This window comes from Lacticaseibacillus camelliae DSM 22697 = JCM 13995, assembly GCF_001311195.1.
GTDB lineage: Bacteria > Bacillota > Bacilli > Lactobacillales > Lactobacillaceae > Lacticaseibacillus > Lacticaseibacillus camelliae.
On the sequence record NZ_BBAJ01000009.1, the window covers coordinates 1 to 18934 of the forward strand.

An 18934-nucleotide genomic window follows, 5' to 3' on the forward strand; every position below is an offset into this window, starting at 1 on the left:
TCATTGATGACGGCGTGCTGGTCGGCGCCAACGCCGTGGTCATCGAAGGCGTCCACGTTGGCAAAGGCGCCGTTGTCGCGGCTGGGGCCATTGTGATCGATGACGTGCCGGCCAACGCGGTGGTTGCCGGCGTTCCGGCCAAGGTGATCAAGATGAAGGACGCGAAGACCGAAGGCGAAACCGGCCTGATCGATGCGCTGCGCAAACTATAGGAAGGCATGCACATGGCCACTTTAACAGAAGCCGATTTGATCTCGATCCGGCGCTCGCTGCACCGCATTCCGGAACTGGCACTGAACGAATTTCAGACCCAGGCATACATCGAAGAGTTCGTTCAGCGCTTGGCCTGCCCTTGGCTGACCGTCAAGCACGTCGAGGCGGTGCCGACCGCCCTGCTTGTCCACCTGGCTGGCACTGCACCGCGGCGCACGCTGGGCTACCGCACAGACATCGATGCGCTGCCGGTTGAGGAAAAAACGGGGCTGCCGTTTGCCTCGAACCACCCTGGCGTGATGCACGCGTGTGGCCACGATGTGCACATGACCGTGGCGATGGGCATCCTGGCGTATTTCGCCACCAACCAGCCCAGGGACAACATGGTGTTCTTTTTCCAGCCGGCGGAAGAGGCGGAGTACGGCGGCAAGCGCGTGTTTGATGCCGGCGCTTTTACCGGGGAATGGCACCCCGATGAGTTTTACGGACTGCATGACAATCCCGCACTGCCGGCCGGCCAGATCGCCACGCGCATGGGCACCCTGTTTGCGGGCACGACGGAGATCCACCTGACGTTCACTGGCAAAAGCGGTCACGCCGCTTTTCCCCAAAAGGCCAATGACGCGATCGTGGCGGCCGCCGCGTTCGTGATGCAGGTGCAAACCATCGTGTCACGCAATGTCGATCCGGTGCGCGGCGGGGTGGTCACGCTGGGCACGTTCCACGCCGGCACCATCGGCAATGTGATCGCCGCGCGGCGCGGCTGGATGGCACCATTCGCGCCTTTCGCCAGACCGATATTGAAATGATGCAGGGCCGCGTGCGGCAGATCGCCGATGGCGTCGCCGCGACGTACGGTGTTCGGGCCGACCTGAAGCTGATCCAAGGCGGGTACATGCCGGTGGAAAACGCGCCGAAGCAAACCGCAGATTTGATCAGTTACATGAAGCAGGCGCCAGGCGTCGACTTTGACGGCATTGCGCCGGCCATGACCGGTGAGGACTTCGGGTTCTTGCTGCAGCAGTTCCCTGGCACTATGGTGTGGCTGGGCGTGAATGACCCTGAGCACTCGCTGCACTCGGCTGAACTCAGCCCCGACGAGGCGGCGCTGAAGCCGGGCGTTGACGCCTTCGTTGGCTTTTTGACCCATCGCATGGAGGAAGCATAATATGTTAGAAAATCATCCGATCCTGACGGCGCTGATCACGCCCTTCAATGAACACGACGAAATCGACTACCCGGCCCTCGACAAACTGATCGAGCGCCTCCTGGCCGAGCACACCACCGGGCTGGTGGTCGGCGCGACCACTGGCGAGTCACCGACGCTCAGCCACGTGGAAAAAGTCAGCCTGTTCGAACACGTCGGCGAGGTCCTCAAGGGCCGCGCGGCGCTGGTCGCCAACGTCGGCACCAATTCGACCCGCGATTCCGTCGCGTTCGCCAAGGAGGTCTCCTCGATTCAGGCCATCACCGCGGTGCTGGCCGTGGTGCCGTACTACAGCAAACCCGGTCAGGCGGGGATGATCGCACACTTCCGGGCCATCGCCGACGCCAGTGCCAAGCCGGTGATCATTTACAACATTCCGGGCCGCTCGGTGGTCCAGCTGTCCAACGTGTCGTTGGCGGCGCTGGCCAAGCATCCGAACATCCAGGGCGTCAAGCAGTGTACGACGGTCGAGGACCTGGCCTGGCTGGTGCAGCACCTGCCAAAGGACTTTGCGGTGTACACCGGTGACGATGACCAGTTCGAGGACGCGCTGAAGGTCGGTGCACGCGGCGTGATTTCCGTGGCGTCGCACCTGTACGGTAACCAGATGCAACAGGTGATCGATAACCTGAACGCCGGTGCGATCACGGCGGCCGATGAGCAGATGGCCTGGCTGACGCCGCGGATGCACGCGCTGTTCGCCTATCCGTCTCCGGAACCAGTCAAAATGGCACTGAGCCGGCGCGGCGAGATTCAAAACCGCCTGCGCCTGCCAATGGTGCCGCTGAACGAAACGGAAACCCAGGTCGTCTTGGATTCGCTGGGTGAATTGGAGGTCGAGCAATGACAACTGTCTTTTTAGCCGGGGTGTTCGGCAAAATGGGTCGCCAGGTCGCGCGCATGATGGCCGGCGAAAAGGATTTGACCATCGTCGGGGGCTTGGCGCCAGAGGCCAAGGACAAAGTCGCGTTCCCCGTGTTCACCAGCTTGGCGGCCATCAACGTTTCAGCCGACGTTTGGGTGGACTTCACCTTGCCGCAGGCTGCGCGCGCCAACGCCGAGTACGCCCTGAACCACGGCATGAACGCCGTGATCGGCACCAGTGGACTGAGCGCAGATGATCAGGAGGCCCTGGGGGTGATCGCCCAGGGCAACGAGCAAAGCCTGCTGATCGTCCCGAACTTTGCCATTTCGGCGGTGCTGATGATGCAGTTTGCCGCTAAGGCCGCCAAGTACTTCCCGGATGCCGAGGTCGTCGAGGCGCACCATTCCGATAAGCTGGACGCCCCGTCTGGGACCGCTAAGGCCACGGCCAAACTGATTTCAGAGGCCCGGACCAAAAAGCCGGTCGCGCCGCACCAGGGCGCCCCGGCGCGGGGTGAGTGGTTAGACGACGTGCCGGTGCACGCCTTGCGCCTGCCGGGCTATGTGGCTCAGGAGGAAGTGGTGTTCGGCGCGGCCGGCGAAAGCCTGTCCATCAAGCAGGTCTCGTTCGACCGGTCGAGCTTCATGGCCGGCGTGGCTTTGGCCGCGCGGCAGGTCGACACGCTTCCGGTTGGCCTGACCGTGGGCCTCGATGCGCTGCTGTAACTGACTAATATAGAAGGAAGACGTCTTATGCCTGAACTGAAAAAAAGCCTAACCGGCCTCGGCAATCGCCAGGTGGCGGCAGTGCCGCCCAGCGCGATCCGCGCCGTGGACAATAAAATCTCAACCATTCCCGGGATCATTAAGCTGACCCTGGGCGAGCCGGATTTTGCGGTGCCCGAGCACATTAAACAGGCAACAGATGCCGCCATTGATGCCGACTGGTCCCACTACGCGCCGTCCTTTGGCTATGCAAAGCTGCGCAAGGAGATCACCGATTACCTGGCGACCACGTTTGACGCGCATTACGATCCGCAAACCGAGGTGGTCGTGACCGTTGGCGCTACTGAGGGCATTCACGCCGCCATTGCCGGGCTGTTCAACCTGGCGACACCATCATCATTCCCACGCCGACGTTCCCGCTGTACGAGGCGGTCGCGACGGTGGCCGGCCTGAACGTGGTCTTAGTCAACACGGCGCCGGCTTACCTGCTGACGCCGCAGCTGCTAAAAACCACGCTGGCGGCGCATCCGGATGCTAAGGGGCTGGTCCTGAACTACCCGAGCAACCCGACCGGGGCGACCTACACCCACGCGCAGCTACGCGAGCTGGCGGCGGTGATTGCAGACACGAATCTACTGGTGCTGTCCGACGAGATCTACGCCGAACTCAGCTACGAGGAAAAGCATATCAGCTTGGCGCACCTGCTGCCGAGCCAGACGGTGCTGATTTCCGGCCTGTCCAAGTCCCACGCGATGACCGGTTATCGCATTGGTTACTTGGCTGGGCCCGCGCCGCTGATGACACTGGCAGGCAAAATGCACCAGTTCATGGTGACGACGGCGGCCAGCCCGATGATGAAGGCGGCCGAAGAGGCGTTGAGTCCAGCCGGGGCTGGGGATGCCGAAGCGATGAAAAAGGTCTACCAACAGCGCCGAGACCTCATGATGGCGGCTCTAACACAGGTCGGCTTTTCGGCCCCAAAGCCGGCCGGGGCGTTTTACATTTTCGCCAAGCTGCCGGCTAAATTCGGCGAAGATGACGTGCAGTTCGTGTATGACCTGGCTGAGCACGCAAGGTTGCTGGTGCCCGGCTCCGTGTTTGGTCCTGGCGGCGAAGGCCACGTGCGCTTGTCGTACGCGGCATCGACCAAGAATTTGACTGAGGCGGCCCAGCGCATTCAGCGCTTCGTTGCCCAAAAGGAGTAGAACAATGGCAAAAGCATATGTGGTGGCAATTTTAGGCGCGACCGGGGCGGTCGGCACGCGCATGATCGAACAACTCGAACAGTCGACGATTCCTGTCAAGGAAGTCCACCTGTTGGCGTCGTCGCGCTCTGCCGGCAAAACGCTGACCTTCAAGGGCCAGCCGGTGACGGTCGAGGAAGCAACACCGGATTCCTTTAACGGCGTCGACTTGGTGCTGGCCTCGGCCGGCGGTTCGGTGTCCGCTAAGCTTTTGCCCGAGGCGGTCAAACGCGGTGCCGTGTGCGTGGACAACACGTCACATTTTCGCATGGACGACAACGTCCCGCTGGTCGTGCCCGAGGTCAATCCCGATGCGCTCAACCACCACAACGGCATCATCGCCGACCCCAACTGCTCGACCATTCAGATGATGATGGCCCTGGAGCCGGTGCGCCGCGCGTTCGGCCTGCGCCGCATCATTGTCTCGACCTACCAGGCCGCCAGTGGCGCCGGGCAAAGCGCCATCAATGAACTGGAAGACGAGGCCCGCGATTACCTGGCCGACAAGCCGATGAACGCGGCCGTGCTGCCCGTCAAAGGCGCGGAGCACCACTACCCGCTGGCGTTCAACCTGCTGCCGCAGATCGACGTGTTCGAGGAGGACGGCTACACGCATGAAGAGTGGAAAATGATCCACGAAACCAAGAAAATCATGCTGGGTGACAAGAATTCGCCGGCCATCAAGGTCACCGCGACCTGCGTCCGCGTTCCGGTGCCGATCGCACACGGCGAGTCCGTGTGGTTCGAAGTCGGCGCGGGCAACACGCCGAGCGCCGATGAGCTGCGCGCGGCCATGAGTGGCTTTCCGGGCCTGGTCGTCCAGGACGACCCGGCCAACCAGGTTTACCCGCAGCCCATCAACGCGGCGGTTCGCGCGACACCTTTGTCGGCCGCATTCGGCCGGATCAGGAGACCCCAGGTGCTTACAACCTCTGGGTCGTGTCCGACAATCTGCTGAAAGGTGCAGCCTGGAACGCGGTGCAGATCGCCGAAGAGCTGGTCGCACGCGACCTCGTGCACGTGCCTGCCGGTGCCGCAGAAAAGTTTATGTAAGGTCTCATGGTTCGATGCGGTTGCCAGCACCGGACCATTTTTTTTGCTTGCTTGTCATTAAAAATTCGAGTAAGCTGGTCAAACTGAGATTTTAAGGAGAAACAAGATGAAAGTGCTTTTACCGTACCTGAAAAAATACCGCAGGGACGCCATCATCTCGACGCTGGCCGTGCTGGTGCTGGTCTTTGCGACCCTGTGGCAGCCGCGGCTGCTGCAAACGGTGATGACTGCCATCATGGCCAAGGACCGGGCGGCCGTCTGGCAAAACGGCATTTGGCTGATCGTGCTCGCAGCGATCGGCATTGTCGGCGGGGTCGTCAACACGGTGTACTCGGCGCGCCTGGCGCTGGGTGTCGCGACCGACTTGCGCGCGGACATCTACCGTCATGTCCAGTCGTTTGCTTACGCCGACGTTGAGACCTTTTCCGCGTCCAACTTGGTGGTGCGAATGACTAACGACGTCCAGCAGATCCAAGGTGCGGTGATGGCCGCCTTTCAGCAGGTGACGCGCATTCCGCTGCTGTTCTTCGGGGCGCTGGCGCTGGCTTTGACCACGATGCCGCAGCAGTGGTGGGTGATCCTCGCCATGTTGGTGATCATCGTGCTGGTCGCCGTGGTCGCCTTTCGCCAGATGAGCAGCCTGTTTGGCCGCACCCAGCAGCTGATTGAAAACGTCAATACCGTGGCCCGCGAGAACCTGATGGGCATCCGGGTGGTGAAGTCCTTCGTGCAGGAGGACAACCAGATCAAGACCTTCGCCAAGCCGTCTGACGAGCTGCGCGATGTGACCACCCGCATCGGCGAGCTGTTTGCCGTGCTGATGCCGGCTTTTTTTCCTGACCGCCAATGTGGCGATTGCGGGATCCGTGTACCTGGTCGGCACGCAGGTCCTGGCGCACCCGGCTTACATCGCCGCAGTGTCCAGCTTTACCTCGTACCTCGGCCAGATTCTCTTTGCCGTGATCAACGGCTCGTTCATCATGACCTTCGCGTCCCGCGCGTTCATTTCGATGGGCCGGGTGCGCGAGGTGTTTGATCACCAGCCGAGCATGCACTTTGTGGACGGCCCTGAAAAAAAAGGTCGCAGGTGACATCACGTTCGACCACGTGACCTTCACGTACCCCGGCGATGAGACGCGACCCTGAAGGACGTGTCCTTCACCGTGCCGGCCGGCCAGATGCTGGGCATCGTCGGCGCGACCGGGTCGGGGAAAACGACCCTGGCCCAGCTGATTGCCCGCCTGTTTGATCCGGATTCTGGGCGCGTGCTGATTGGCGGCGTCGACGTGCGGGAGCTGCCGGAAGCGACCCTGCGCGACGCCGTGGCCTTTGTGCTGCAGCGCTCGACGCTGTTTTCCGGCACCATCGCGCAGAACCTGCGGCAGGTCAAAAAAAGAGGCGACGGCGGCCAGCATGCACCGCGCTGCGGAAATCGCCCAGGCCGCCGAATTCATCGAGCGCCTGCCTGAGACCTACGATGCGCCGGTCGAGGAGCGCTCCGCCAACTTTTCCGGCGGGCAGAAGCAGCGCCTTGCCATCACGCGCGGCGTGATCGCCAATCCGGAGATCTTGATCCTGGACGACGCGACCTCGGCGCTGGATGCCAAGTCAGAGAAGCTGGTTCAGGAAGCCCTGGACCGCGACCTAAAGCACACGACGACGGTGGTCATTGCCGAGAAGATTTCGTCGATCATCCGCGCCGATTCTATCCTAGTGCTGGACGGCGGCCGCGTGGTCGGCGAGGGCACCCACCAGGAGCTGGTCCGCGACAACACCATTTATCAGGAAATTTACCAAACGCAAAAGGCTAAGGAAGGGAGGCTGCCGGCGTAATGAAAGACATCAAACTTGCCGGGCGTTACTACTGGCACTACCTCAAACCCTACGGCTGGCCGTTTTTCTGGAGCGCGGTTTTGATTGGCATCAGCACGGCCTGCGTCGTGATTGCGCCGACTTACCTGGGCCGCGCCATCAGCGAGCTGACCACCTATGTGCAGGCGTGGACGAACCCGGCCACGCGGGCCGGTGCCAGCCTGACCACGTTCCACCACACGCTGCTGTTTTACGTCCTGTTCTACTTCGGGGATGCGTCCTCGCTGCTGATCGCGTCCTGGCTGTTGGCCAAAGTCACCGCGTATTCGACCGGCACCATGCGCATCGGGCTGTTTCGCAAGATGCAGCGGATGAAGGTCGAGTACTTCGACCAGCACGCCGATGGGGACATTCTGGCGCGCTACACCAGCGACTTGGATAACATTTTCAACGCGCTGAACCAGGCGCTGATCGATTTTCTGCTGGCAATTGCCCAGATGATTGGCATTCTGATCATGATGTTCAACCAAAGCACCACCATGGCCTGGGTGACCATGAGCACGACGCCGGTCGCCCTGCTGATCGCGGCCTTGGTGATGAAAAAAAAGCCGCCGTTGCGGTCGATCAGCAACAAACCGACATCGGCGCCTTAAACGGCTACATCAATGAGCAGGTCACCGGCCAGAAGGTGATCATCACCAACGGCCTGCAGCACGACTCGGTTGAAGGCTTCAACACCTACAACCAGCGCGTGCGCAAAACCGCGACCCAGGGTCAGATTTGGTCCGGGATCTTGAGTCCGCTGCTGTCTGGGATGTCGCTGCTCAACACCGCCATCGTGATTTTTGCCGGCTCCTGGCTGGCGTTGAGCGGCAGTTTGAGCACCGGCGCTGCCCTGGCGTGGGTTGTCGTGTTCGTCAACTACGCGCAGCAGTACTACCAGCCGATCATCACGCTGACGTCGCTCTACGGCATGATCCAACTGGCCATCACCGGGGCGCGGCGGGTTGATGAGGTCCGCAGCCAGCCTGACGAGGTGCGACCGGTCAATGGCCAGCCCATCGACCACATCGACCGCGCGCTGAAAATTGATGACGTCCGCTTTTCCTACCTGCCGGGCAAGGAGATTCTCCATGGCGTGACCATCGACGTCAAAAAGGGTCAGATGGTGGCGCTGGTCGGGCCGACTGGATCCGGGAAGACGACGGTGATGAACCTGCTGAATCGCTTCTACGATGTGGATTCCGGCAGCATCACCATCGACGGCACCGACCTGCGGGAGTTCGACCTGGCGCAGCTGCGCCACACGGTCGGCATTGTGCTTCAGGATCCCCAGCTGTTCACCGGCACCATTGCGGATAACATTCGCTTCGGCGACCCGGAGGCGGGGATGGACCGGGTGATTGACGCGGCCAAGCAGGCCAACATTCACGACTTCATCGAAAGCCTGCCTGAGGGTTACGAGACCAAGGTGTCCGACGAGCAGAACATTTTCTCCGCGGGCCAAAAGCAGCTGATGAGCATCGCCCGCACGATTTTGACCGATCCGCGGCTGCTGATTCTCGACGAGGCGACGTCGAATGTCGACACCGTCACCGAGGCTAAGATCCAAGCCGCGATGGACAATGTGATCCAGGGTCGCACCAGTTTTGTCATCGCGCACCGGTTGAAGACGATTCTGAACGCGGACCGCATCGTGGTGCTGCAGCACGGTCGCATCATCGAGCAGGGCAGCCACCAGGAGCTGTTGGCCCAGCACGGCTTTTACGCCGAGTTGTACCGGAATCAAATGGTGTTTGAATAGTGAGTGAGAAAAGACGGCAGATGCCGCCTTTTTTTCAATGCCAAGATACTTAGCAAGAAGATTTCCCGAGAAATACTGGCCGCCACGGCTGGTTGCTAGTATGCTTGGACAGATTCCTTTAATTTGAGTTGCGGAGGCAAATATGATCACAATCGGCACACAACTCAGTCAAGCCAGAAAACAGCTTCACTTCACCCAGCAGCAGGTCGCAGATGACCTGCACGTGGCGCGGCAAACCGTGTCCAGCTGGGAGACGGGGCGCTCGTTTCCGGATATTCAAAGCCTGTTGACGCTGAGCCGGCTGTATCATGTTTCCCTCGATGACTTATTGAAGGAGGGATCCGATATGGTTGAGGATCTGAAGCATCAAGAACGAATTGTTAAAAAACGCGCGGAAGGTGTATCGCGCATCGCTACTGATCGACGTGATTTTGACCTTCTTTTTGGCAGCCAGTTTGGTTGGCTGGAACGGGGTCAAAACGACACCGCTTGGCGGTCTGCTGATTGCCGTGATGTTGTTAGCCAATATCACGGTACTGCCGGCAGTCAAAAAACGATATTTTGACATGATTCATCACAAGCAAACGGGGTGGGTCAAACGGAGCTTACTGATAATCATCGTGATGTCAGCCTTGCTGGGTTGGCAGTACTTCTCGCATGGGCTTAATAGTGATTTCTGGATGGAGTTGGCTGTGTCTGGGCTGTTCACGCCGTTGGTGATCTGGGCTTGGTGGCGTGATGAGAAAGACCGTCAGGCAAAATAAAACGAGCGACTCACTGGAAATTTCACCGTGAGCCGCTCGTTTTTGACTATTTCAGCGCGTCGGCGGCCAGGAAGAACCCGCCCATCACGCCGGCCTCGTCGTTCAGGCCGATGCGGACGATGTAATCGTCCAAGTCAGGCGTCGCGACATAGCCGTTGTTGTGCTCGGCAAACTTGGCGCGAATCTTTGGCAGCAGTTGTTTCTGGTGCATGATGCCGCCGCCGAAGACGATGATGTCGGGCGACAGCATCATAGCAGCGTTGACGCAGGCAATCGAGAGGTAGTCGGCTTCCAGGTCCCAGGCCGGATCGTCAGGGGCCAGCTCGGTGCCTTTTTTTGCCGGCGCGTTCCTCAACTGCGGGACCGGCAGCCAGGCCTTCCAGGCAGTGGTTGGCGTGATATGGACAGCGGCCCTTGTAGGTATCACCAGGCAGCTGCGGCATCATGATGTGGCCCATCTCCGGGTTGGAGAAGCCTTGCAGCAGCTTGCCGTCGTGGACGTAGCCGGCGCCGATGCCGGTGCCGACAGTCCAGTACAGCATGTTCTTGTGGCCCTTGCCGGCGCCAGCCCGCCACTCTGCGTAACCGGCTTCGTTGACGTCGGTAGTGAAGGCGTAAGGAACATCGATCGCGGCCTTCATCGCGCCGAGAAAATTGTAGTCGCGCCAGCCGGGCTTGGGCGTCGAGGTGATGTAGCCGTATGTCGGACTGGCCGGATCGATGTCCGCTGGACCGAACGTCCCGATCCCAATGGCGTCCACCGGGTTATCCTGGAAGAACTTGATCACTGCCGGAATGGTTTCATCCGGCGTGCCCGTGGGGATGCGGACCTGCTTGTCTACCTTGCCATCTGCCGTGCCGGTCGCACAGACAAATTTGGTGCCGCCTGCTTCGATTGAACCTAAAATCATACTTGTCCCGCCTTTCAAAAAAAGTTTCCCCTTAAGAATAGCGCTCCTGAATAGAAACCGCTACCTATGCTGATAAATCAACCTTCAGCACCGCTACTTACAAGTACTAAATCCCCGAATTAATAACTTTATGTCTCTAATCGCTGGACAGTCGTTTACAGTACGAGTACAATACAGGTTATTAATTCGGTTAGGGGCGAGGCTTATGTATGCCAAATACAAATCGGTTTCATTGATCATTCGTATCATTATTGGGTTGGCAGTGGGGTCGCTGCTGGCCTGGCTGGTTCCTTCGTGGACGGCGATTGGCATATTGGGCCAGCTTTTTGTCGGTGCTTTGAAAGGAATCGCGCCGGTCATGGTCTTCTTTTTGATCATGTCGGCGGTGTCCGGGTACAAGTCCGGCAGCACGAATCACTTCGGGACGGTCATCGTCTTGTACCTGAGTGCGACCCTGCTTTCGGCATTCGCGGCGGTCGGCGCGTCCTACCTGTTCCCAGTTCACCTGGTTTTGCCCAAAGCAGCGCACGTCGCGGCGGCCGCTGCCCCCAAAAGTTTGGGCAAAGTCCTGTCTGACCTGCTGACGAACGCGGTGGGGAACCCGCTGGCCGCAATCGTGAACGCCAATTACCTGTCGATCTTGTTCTGGGCGCTCATGATCGGTTTTGCGCTGCGGCTGACCTCCAAGCAGACACAGACGGTGATCAGGGAAATTTCCGGCGCCATCACCGGCGTGGCCCAGACGGTCATCCAATTTGCGCCGTTCGGGATCGCCGGTCTGATTTACACGACGATCAGCGAAACCGGTTTTGCTGGCGTCGCGCGGTACGGCCAGCTGGTCCTTTTGCTGGTCGGGACGATGGCCTTTGTTTATTTGGTCGTTTACCCGCTGATGGTGTTCGGCCTGACGCATCAGAACCCGTATCCGCTGACGCTGTGGACGCTGAAGCGCTCCGGTATTCCGGCATTCTTCACCCGCAGTTCAGCCGTCAACATTCCCATTAACCTGCAGGCCTGCGAGGACCTAGGGTTAAACAAGGCGTCCTACTCTGTGTCGATCCCACTCGGCGGCTCCGCCAACAGTGGTGGGGCGGCGATCACGGTCTCAGTCATGACCCTTGCCGCCTGCACGACGCTGGGCATTCACGTCTCGTTCCCACTGGCTTTCCTGCTTTGCCTGCTGACGGCACTGGCCGCCACTGGCGCGTCCGGCATTGCCGGTGGATCGTTATTGATCATTCCGATGGCCGCGTCGCTGTTTGGCATCAACAATGACATCGCGATGCAAGTGGTCGGAATCGGGTTTATCATCGGGGTCATTCAGGATTCTGTCGAGACGGCGGTCAATTCAGCTTCGGATCTTCTGTTCACCGCGACTGCTGAATACGCCGACGCCCGCAAAAGTGGGCATCCGGTCGATATGAAGGCCGCCGTTCACGCGGCGGATCGCCAGGGCGACGAGGACGAGGAAGTCACCGATGCGGTCCCGCAGGAAAACTGATCGTTTCATCAAACCGCTGAACAACCGTGTGCAGCGGTTTTTTTGCTGTGCTTAGGACTTACCCAACATTTTTGGGTTCGGTTTCACTATCGCGGGCTGAATATGGTAAACTTTGAGCAATCTAACAAAGGATAGGTGATACGATGAGTCAAGCAACGGCATACATTGAAGCAGTTAAGCAGACCATTCAAAAGCGTGATCCGAATCAGCCGAGTTCCAAGAGGCGGTATTCAGTTTTCTCGACGCGGTCACGCCGGTGTTCGAAAAACACCCGGAGTACATCGCGGCCAGCATTCTGGAACGCCTGACCGAGCCCGAGCGGGCGGTTCAGTTCCAAGTCGCCTGGCAGGACGACGAAGGGCACATGCAGGTCAATCGCGGCTTTCGGGTCCAGTTCAACTCCGCTATCGGGCCGTACAAGGGCGGTTTGCGGTTGCACCCGTCGGTCAACCTGTCCATCATTAAGTTTCTCGGGTTCGAGCAGGTGTTCAAGAATTCGCTGACGGGCTTGCCGATCGGCGGGGCCAAGGGCGGTTCGGATTTTGACCCCAAGGGCAAATCCGACGCCGAGATCATGCGCTTTTGCCAGAGTTTCATGATCGAGCTGCAGAAGTACATCGGTCCGGACTTGGACGTGCCGGCTGGTGACATTGGCGTTGGCGGCCGCGAGATCGGCTACCTTTACGGGATGTACAAGCGCCTGCGCGAGTCCGACCGCGGCGTGTTGACTGGTAAGGGGCTGAGCTACGGCGGCTCGCTGGCCCGCACTGAGGCGACCGGGTTCGGTCTGCTGTACTACCTCGACGAAATGCTGAAGCACAACGACCAGACGCTGGCCGGCAAGCGCATCGTGGTGTCCGGTGCCGGCAACGTCGCCATTTACGCGATTCAAAAGGCCCAGGAACTCGGGGCGACCGTGATTTCTGCCTCTGATTCCACTGGCTACGTGATCCAAGACGCGGGCATCGACCTGCCAACCCTGAAGAAGGTCAAGGAGGTCAAGCGCGGGCGCATGAGCGACTACGCCAACGCGGTGTCCGGTGCGACGTACCACGAAGGGTCACTGTGGGATGCCGAAGGGCTTCAGTACGACATTGCGCTGCCGTGCGCGACGCAAAATGAGATCAACGGCGAGCAGGCCGCCCGGATCGTCAAAGCGGGCGCAATTGCAGTGGCCGAAGGCGCGAACATGCCAAGCACCCCTGAGGCCATCGCCGAGTACCAGAAGGCCGGTTTGCTGTTCGGCCCGGCCAAGGCGGCTAATGCAGGCGGCGTTGCGGTGTCCGAGCTGGAAATGAGCCAGAATTCGCGGCGCCAGGCCGACAGCTTTGCCACGGTCGACGGCGAGCTTAAGGACATTATGGTCAACATTTTCCAAAAGTCCGTGGCGGCGGCCAAAGAATACGACTTGGGTGAAGATTACGACGCCGGTGCCAACATTGCCGGCTTCACCAAGGTCGCCGAGGCCATGCTGGCCCAGGGCTGGTAGAGTTAATTTTCTCGGTGAGAGGCGTCTGCACTCGTGCAGACGCCTTTTAAATAGGCTGAAAAAACCGCCTGCATAATCGCAGACGGTCGGGGGTTGAGTTAGGCGTCTTCACCCAGGTGCTGCCAGACGCCGGTTTTCTTATCCAGTTGTTTGGCGATGGTCCGGATGGCCTCGAGGTCTTCCGTTGAAATGAGGTTGACGTCGATCGTGTAGTTGGCGTCGAACTCACGGCTCATCTGCTTCATTAACGCGTTGCGGCGCTGACGGGGCGGATTTTTCACCTTCAGGATCAGGGTCGAGTGAATTACGGCCATGCCAGAAACATTTTCCCAGGGCAGGTAATTGCCGCGCCACGCGAAGACGGCGGTGTTGTCGGTGATGCCCTGGTGGTCAAAAATCAGACTGGGGTGGCTGAGGCCGGATAGCAGCTGGACAATGAAGTACGCGATACCGACAGCGAGGATCGCCCAGCCGATGATCATGACGGTTTGGCCGGTCGCGCCGCCGATGACGGCGCCCTGGCGAGTCACAATGACGCCGGCCGCGAAGACCAGCGCGAAGCCGACCAGCAACTGGAAGAACAGGTGAAAGAGATTTGGCTTGATCGTAAGAGGTTTAATGTCGTTCAAAAAAAGGACCTGCTTTCTGCTAAGTAATGGCGCTGCTTTTGATTGTAACGCGAATCTTTTCGTTTGCGTGGACATTTAATTAGTTTTTCTTGGCGGTCCGTGTTATACTAGGTTCAAGTAATTGATGAACTGAAACAGTTGTGCTAGCATAATGGATTTCTTTCAGCGATTACCAAGTTGTTTTGTCACTTATGTATTAATGAAGGAGATTCACACATTATGCAACAGGGTACTGTTAAATGGTTCAACGCTGATAAGGGTTACGGCTTCATCACTGGTGAAGACGGCAAGGACGTATTCGTTCACTTCTCCGCCATCCAAGGCGACGGCTACAAGACGCTTGACGAAGGCCAAGCTGTTAGCTTCGAAGTAGAACAAAGCGACCGCGGCCCACAAGCTGCTAACGTTACAAAGCTGTAATCTACAGCGTTGGGAAAGCACTCATCGACTTTTGCCGGGTGGGTGCTTTTTTTGCGCAGACTGTTAACGGCTTTGCCGTTTACAGTCTGCCACTCGACGCAAAGCCGCGGAGCGGGTTTGCTAGAGAGCGGCGTTGGAGCCTTGTCGCTTGAAAAGCAGAGCCAACTCATCCACCTATCCAAACGGCTCATCGCGCAGCGCCGCGCGCACGATCACCTTCGCAATCGCGGCCGGGGATTCGCGCGCACCACTTTTTAGCCAGCTAGTAATTACCTGCACGGCGCCGTTCAGATAGAACGTGAAGTAGTATTCCAGCAGGGCAGGGTCGGTTTCGTGATACCACTTGCGATAGCGAGCCAGGGATTCCTCACGCAGCGGGTTGAGCACGGCAAGCAGCAATGGGCTGGCAGTCAGGTTGCGGATGATGATCTCGGTGGCGGCGGCATTTTCGCGGACCAGCGTGAGGATCGGCGTCAGCCAGGCAGCCATGTCGGTGCGCGGACGGTTGACCAAGGCGCCAACTTGGTCAACGAGGTCCAGTTCAATGGCGTTGAACAACGCCTGCGTGTCCTGGTAGTGTGTGTAAAAGGTGCCGCGGTTGATGTCTGCCTCCCGACACAGCGCGGCGACACTGATTTTTTTTGCAGCGGCATTTCAGCCAGCAGCGCCAGCATGGCATCTTTCAGCTGCCGTTCGGTGGCTTGGGCGCGTCGATTATTCTTGGTGCCGACCATTGGGTTTCCTTCTTTCAAACAGTTTGGCGTGATTTGTTTAATTAATGACAGCATCCGCTGGAGTTGTCGGTTGAACTGATTCGAGCATACCTGCATAATAGCATTATATCAACACACTGTTGGATTAATGGAGGGCAATTTTGGCATACATCGAAGTCCGCAACGAATTTAAAAAGTATCAAATGGGAGAAACTGAGATCATCGCCAACAACGACGTCTCTTTTAACTGTGAAAAGGGCCAGCTAACGGTGATTCTGGGGCCGTCTGGGGCCGGCAAGTCGACCGTGCTGAACATTTTAGGCGGCATGGACGTGCCCACCTCGGGCCAGGTCATTATCGACGGCGTGGACATTGCCCGCTTCAACGACAAGCAGCTGACCGAGTTTCGGCGACACAACGTCGGGTTTGTCTTCCAGTTTTACAACCTGATCCCGAACCTCACCACCAAGGAAAACGTGGAGTTGGCCAACTCGATTGTTGACGACGCGCGTGATGCCGAGGCGACGCTCAAGGCGGTTGGCCTGGCGGACCGGATCGACAATTTTCCCTCCCAGCTGTCCGGCGGGGAGCAGCAGCGCGTCGCCATTGCCCGCGCGCTGGCGAAGAATCCCAAGCTCTTGCTGTGCGACGAGCCGACCGGGGCGCTGGATTACGAAACCGGCAAGCAGGTCCTGCAGCTTTTGCAGGATGCCTCGCGCAAGGACGGCACGACGGTCCTGATCATCACGCACAACTCGGCCCTGGCTCAAATGGCCGACCGCGTGATCCGGCTGAACGACGCCAAAGTGCGCTCGGTCACCGATAACGACAAGCCGCTGCCCATCGCGGACATCGAGTGGTAGGGGGCGGCATGATGAAGCCAATGCGGAAGAACATGTGGCGTGAGATTGGCGCCAACAAGGGGCGCTTCATCGCCATCGTGCTGATCATCCTGCTGGGGACGCTGACCTTTGTCGGTGTGCGCGCCGCCGGACCGGGGCTGGAAGATTCCATGGACCACACTGTCAAAACCGCGCACCTGGCCGACGTGCAGCTCCTGTCGACCACTGGGCTCACCAAGCAGGACGTGAAAACAGCCGAGCAGGTGAGCGGCGCCAAGGCTGAACTGACCCGCTTCAAGTACGTCACCGGGGGCAAGGGCGACCTGGCCATCGCCTTGTATGGCTACAGGAAAGCGGCCAAGCAGGACCGGCTGACCCTGACCGCCGGCCGCCTGCCCAGAGCCGCTGACGAAGTGCTGCTCGACACCCGCGCGAAAACCGAGTACCACTATCGCCTGGGTCAGACTTTTCGCTTCAGCAAGGACGCCGACCTGACACGCCGCGCTTTTAAAATTGTTGGCTTTGCGGATTCACCGCGGTACGTTGACAACAACGAGCGCGGGTCCACCAATGTCGGCGACGGGACGGTGCGCTTTTTTGCGTACGTGCAGCCCAAGCAGATGAATCTGGACGTGGCCACGCTGCTGTCCGTGCGGTTCGCGACTCTCCAAGGCGAAAGCAGTTACAGCAAGGCCTACAAGGATGACGTGGCGGCTAAAGTGGCCACGCTGAAGCGAGTCTTCAAGCCGCGCGCCAAGGCCCGCAATGCGGAATTGCTGGCTGCAGCGATGAAACCCATCGCCACCGAGCAGGCCAAGTTGGATGACGCGAAAAAGCAGCTGACTGCGGCCAGCGCGCAGGTCAAGGCCGCCTCACAAGGCGCGATGACGACTACGCCAGAACTGACGGCACAGACCCAGCAGATTGATGCGGCCCAGCAAAAACTGGATGCCGCCAAGAAAAAGGCGACATCGGCCATCAACACCAGCTACACGTGGCAAACGCGGGCGGACTTGCCCGGTTTTGCGTCCTTCGGCGACAGTGCGGATCGCATCGCGGCGATTGCCAACGTCTTCCCGTGGTTCTTCTTCCTGATTGCCGCGTTGATCACGTTCACGACCATCACGCGGATGGTCGAAGAGGCGCGCGGTCAAATTGGGACCTTCAAGGCCCTGGGTTATGGCAAGTGGGCCATCGCGCGCAACTACATTATGTACGCCCTGATGGCCGGGCTGCTGGGGACCATCGTCGGCAGCGTGGCCGGTAATTTGACCCTGCCACGGTTCATCGTGTCGCTGTACGACATGGTGATTCCGCTGACGCCAACGATTCCCCTGATGTGGGGCAGTTTTGCAATGGCCATTGGCTTTTCGCTGCTGGCGACGGTCGGGGCGGCGTGGCTGGTCACGCGGCGGGAACTGCGCGAGCGGCCGGCAGAGCTGATGCGGCCGGCTGCCCCTAAGTCCGCCAAGCGGATCCTACTGGAGCGCATTAAACCGCTGTGGCGCCACCTGTCGTTCAACCAGAAGGTCTCTTACCGGAACCTGTTTCGCTACAAGAGTCGCATGATCATGACCATCGTCGGTATTGCCGGGGGCACCGGTCTGCTTTTGACCGGCTTTGGGCTGCGCGATTCGATTGGGACCACCGCGGCTCACCAGTACGACGAGGTCTTCCACTATGACGCGACGGTGGCGCTGGCTCGTCCCAGCAAACAGGCCGAGGCGCTGCGCCTCGTCAAAGATTCCGGCAAGTACCAGGCGCACCAGGTCGTGACTGCCGACACGGGCAAGGCGAAAGCGCATGGTCAGCAAATCGCGGACATCAACTTGTACACGCCGGCGCGTCCGGCTAAGTTCGGCCAGTTCATCTCGCTCAGCCAATATGGCGACACTTACAAGTTGCCGACCCACGCATCGTGATCGCGCAGAAGATCGCCAACCAGCTGAACGTGAAAAAGGGTGACACCATCACCTTCACTCGCACCGGCAAGCCGGCCAAGAAGGTCAAGGTCAGCGGTATCACCACCAACTACATCGGCGTGTTTGCGTACATGAGCCGGGGGCGTACGCCAGGACCTTCGGCCGGAAGCCAGCGAAAAACGCACTGCTCCTGAAGCTGAAACCGATGTCCGGCAGCCAGCGCAATGACCTGGCGCACCAGCTGCTTAAACGCGGCGCGGCGCTGGGCACGAGCTTCAAGGCCGACGAGACTAAGTCGATCGGTAACATGGGTGCAACGCTGAATCCCGTGGTCCTGATTTTCATTCTGCTGTCCGGGGTGCTGTCGTTCGTGGTCCTGTACAACCTGACGAACATCAACGTGTCTGAGCGGATCCGCGAGCTGTCGACCATCAAGGTCCTGGGCTTCTACGACCGCGAAGTCACGATGTACATCGTGCGGGAAAACATCGTCATGACCATTGTCGGCATTCTCTTCGGCTACGGTGTTGGCTACGGCTTACTGGCCTACGTCCTGCATCAGGCCGAGACCACGCAGGTCATCTTCCCAGTGGTGATCAACCCGCTGAGCTATGTTTGGTCGACGCTGCTGATGGCGGCGTTCACCGGCATCGTGATGCTGGTCACCCACAAGCGACTGCAGCGCATCGACATGGTAGGGGCACTGAAGTCAAGTGAATAAGCGTTAAGAAGCGAGGCGAGGGCCTCGTTTTTTTTGTCCCCCTTGTTCGGGTACCAATCCATGACACGGTAGGGGTCAAGGTGACATAATCGCTGGTGG

The 18934-nt window shown here is 59.3% G+C and carries 10 protein-coding genes and 8 pseudogenes; 15 read left to right on the forward strand and 3 right to left on the reverse strand.

Features of this window, described 5'->3' with window-relative positions; genetic code table 11:
- The 10 genes and pseudogenes from JCM13995_RS02740 to JCM13995_RS15515 form a co-directional block, all read left to right on the forward strand.
- The coding region (locus JCM13995_RS02740) for a DapH/DapD/GlmU-related protein (RefSeq protein ID WP_305068812.1) at window positions 1-212 on the forward strand (212 nt) is incomplete at its 5' end.
- Between the two features lie 12 nt (window positions 213-224).
- A pseudogene (locus JCM13995_RS02745) lies at window positions 225-1381 on the forward strand (N-acetyldiaminopimelate deacetylase).
- 1 nt (window position 1382) lies between these two features.
- A complete protein-coding gene (gene dapA / locus JCM13995_RS02750) occupies window positions 1383-2267 on the forward strand; it encodes a 4-hydroxy-tetrahydrodipicolinate synthase (protein WP_054662232.1) in 885 nt (294 codons plus the stop codon).
- Window positions 2264-3010, forward strand: a complete 747-nt coding sequence (gene dapB, locus JCM13995_RS02755) for a 4-hydroxy-tetrahydrodipicolinate reductase (RefSeq protein ID WP_054662235.1) — start codon at window positions 2264-2266, stop codon at window positions 3008-3010. Before dapA ends, dapB begins: the two co-directional genes overlap by 4 nt.
- Window positions 3011-3037: 27 nt before the next feature.
- Window positions 3038-4215: pseudogene (locus JCM13995_RS02760) on the forward strand (aminotransferase class I/II-fold pyridoxal phosphate-dependent enzyme).
- 4 nt (window positions 4216-4219) lie between these two features.
- A pseudogene (locus JCM13995_RS02765) lies at window positions 4220-5307 on the forward strand (aspartate-semialdehyde dehydrogenase).
- Window positions 5308-5413: 106 nt separating this feature from the next.
- Window positions 5414-7140: pseudogene (locus JCM13995_RS02770) on the forward strand (ABC transporter ATP-binding protein).
- Window positions 7140-8923: pseudogene (locus JCM13995_RS02775) on the forward strand (ABC transporter ATP-binding protein). The pseudogenes JCM13995_RS02770 and JCM13995_RS02775 overlap by 1 nt, the downstream one beginning before the upstream one ends.
- A 142-nt stretch (window positions 8924-9065) precedes the next feature.
- Entirely contained in the window at window positions 9066-9488 is a 423-nt protein-coding gene (locus tag JCM13995_RS13575) for a helix-turn-helix transcriptional regulator (RefSeq protein ID WP_225350667.1), read from the forward strand.
- 1 nt (window position 9489) lies between these two features.
- Window positions 9490-9687 carry a hypothetical protein gene (locus JCM13995_RS15515; RefSeq protein ID WP_225350668.1) on the forward strand — a complete coding sequence of 66 codons (198 nt, stop codon included), beginning with the start codon at window positions 9490-9492 and terminating at the stop codon, window positions 9685-9687.
- 46 nt (window positions 9688-9733) lie between these two features.
- On the opposite strand, the pseudogene JCM13995_RS02785 reads toward JCM13995_RS15515, so the two are convergent.
- Window positions 9734-10598 (reverse strand): annotated as a pseudogene (locus JCM13995_RS02785) (ROK family protein).
- 205 nt (window positions 10599-10803) lie between these two features.
- On the opposite strand from JCM13995_RS02785, the gene sstT reads away from it, so the two are divergent.
- Window positions 10804-12099 (forward strand): serine/threonine transporter SstT, encoded by a 1296-nt coding sequence (sstT, locus tag JCM13995_RS02790; protein ID WP_054662241.1) that lies wholly within the window; start codon window positions 10804-10806, stop codon window positions 12097-12099.
- A gap of 143 nt (window positions 12100-12242) precedes the next feature.
- A pseudogene (gene gdhA, locus JCM13995_RS02795) lies at window positions 12243-13588 on the forward strand (NADP-specific glutamate dehydrogenase).
- 98 nt (window positions 13589-13686) lie between these two features.
- On the opposite strand, the gene JCM13995_RS02800 reads toward gdhA, so the two are convergent.
- The gene (locus JCM13995_RS02800; protein WP_054662244.1) at window positions 13687-14217 is read right to left on the reverse strand and encodes a hypothetical protein; all 531 of its coding nucleotides are present in this window, start codon (window positions 14215-14217) and stop codon (window positions 13687-13689) included.
- Between the two features lie 219 nt (window positions 14218-14436).
- On the opposite strand from JCM13995_RS02800, the gene JCM13995_RS02805 reads away from it, so the two are divergent.
- Complete coding sequence (locus tag JCM13995_RS02805; protein ID WP_054662248.1) at window positions 14437-14637, forward strand: cold-shock protein; 201 nt, start codon at window positions 14437-14439, stop codon at window positions 14635-14637.
- A 174-nt stretch (window positions 14638-14811) separates the two neighbouring features.
- Here JCM13995_RS02805 and JCM13995_RS02810 read toward each other — a convergent pair whose 3' ends face one another.
- Window positions 14812-15195: a TetR-like C-terminal domain-containing protein gene (locus JCM13995_RS02810; protein WP_054662250.1), complete on the reverse strand. Its 384-nt coding sequence runs from the start codon at window positions 15193-15195 to the stop codon at window positions 14812-14814.
- A 316-nt stretch (window positions 15196-15511) separates the two neighbouring features.
- On the opposite strand from JCM13995_RS02810, the gene JCM13995_RS02815 reads away from it, so the two are divergent.
- Both JCM13995_RS02815 and JCM13995_RS02820 read left to right on the forward strand, forming a co-directional pair.
- Window positions 15512-16213 (forward strand): ABC transporter ATP-binding protein, encoded by a 702-nt coding sequence (locus JCM13995_RS02815; RefSeq protein WP_054662254.1) that lies wholly within the window; start codon window positions 15512-15514, stop codon window positions 16211-16213.
- A gap of 11 nt (window positions 16214-16224) precedes the next feature.
- A pseudogene (locus JCM13995_RS02820) lies at window positions 16225-18835 on the forward strand (ABC transporter permease).
- The last annotated feature ends 99 nt before the right edge of the window (window positions 18836-18934 follow it).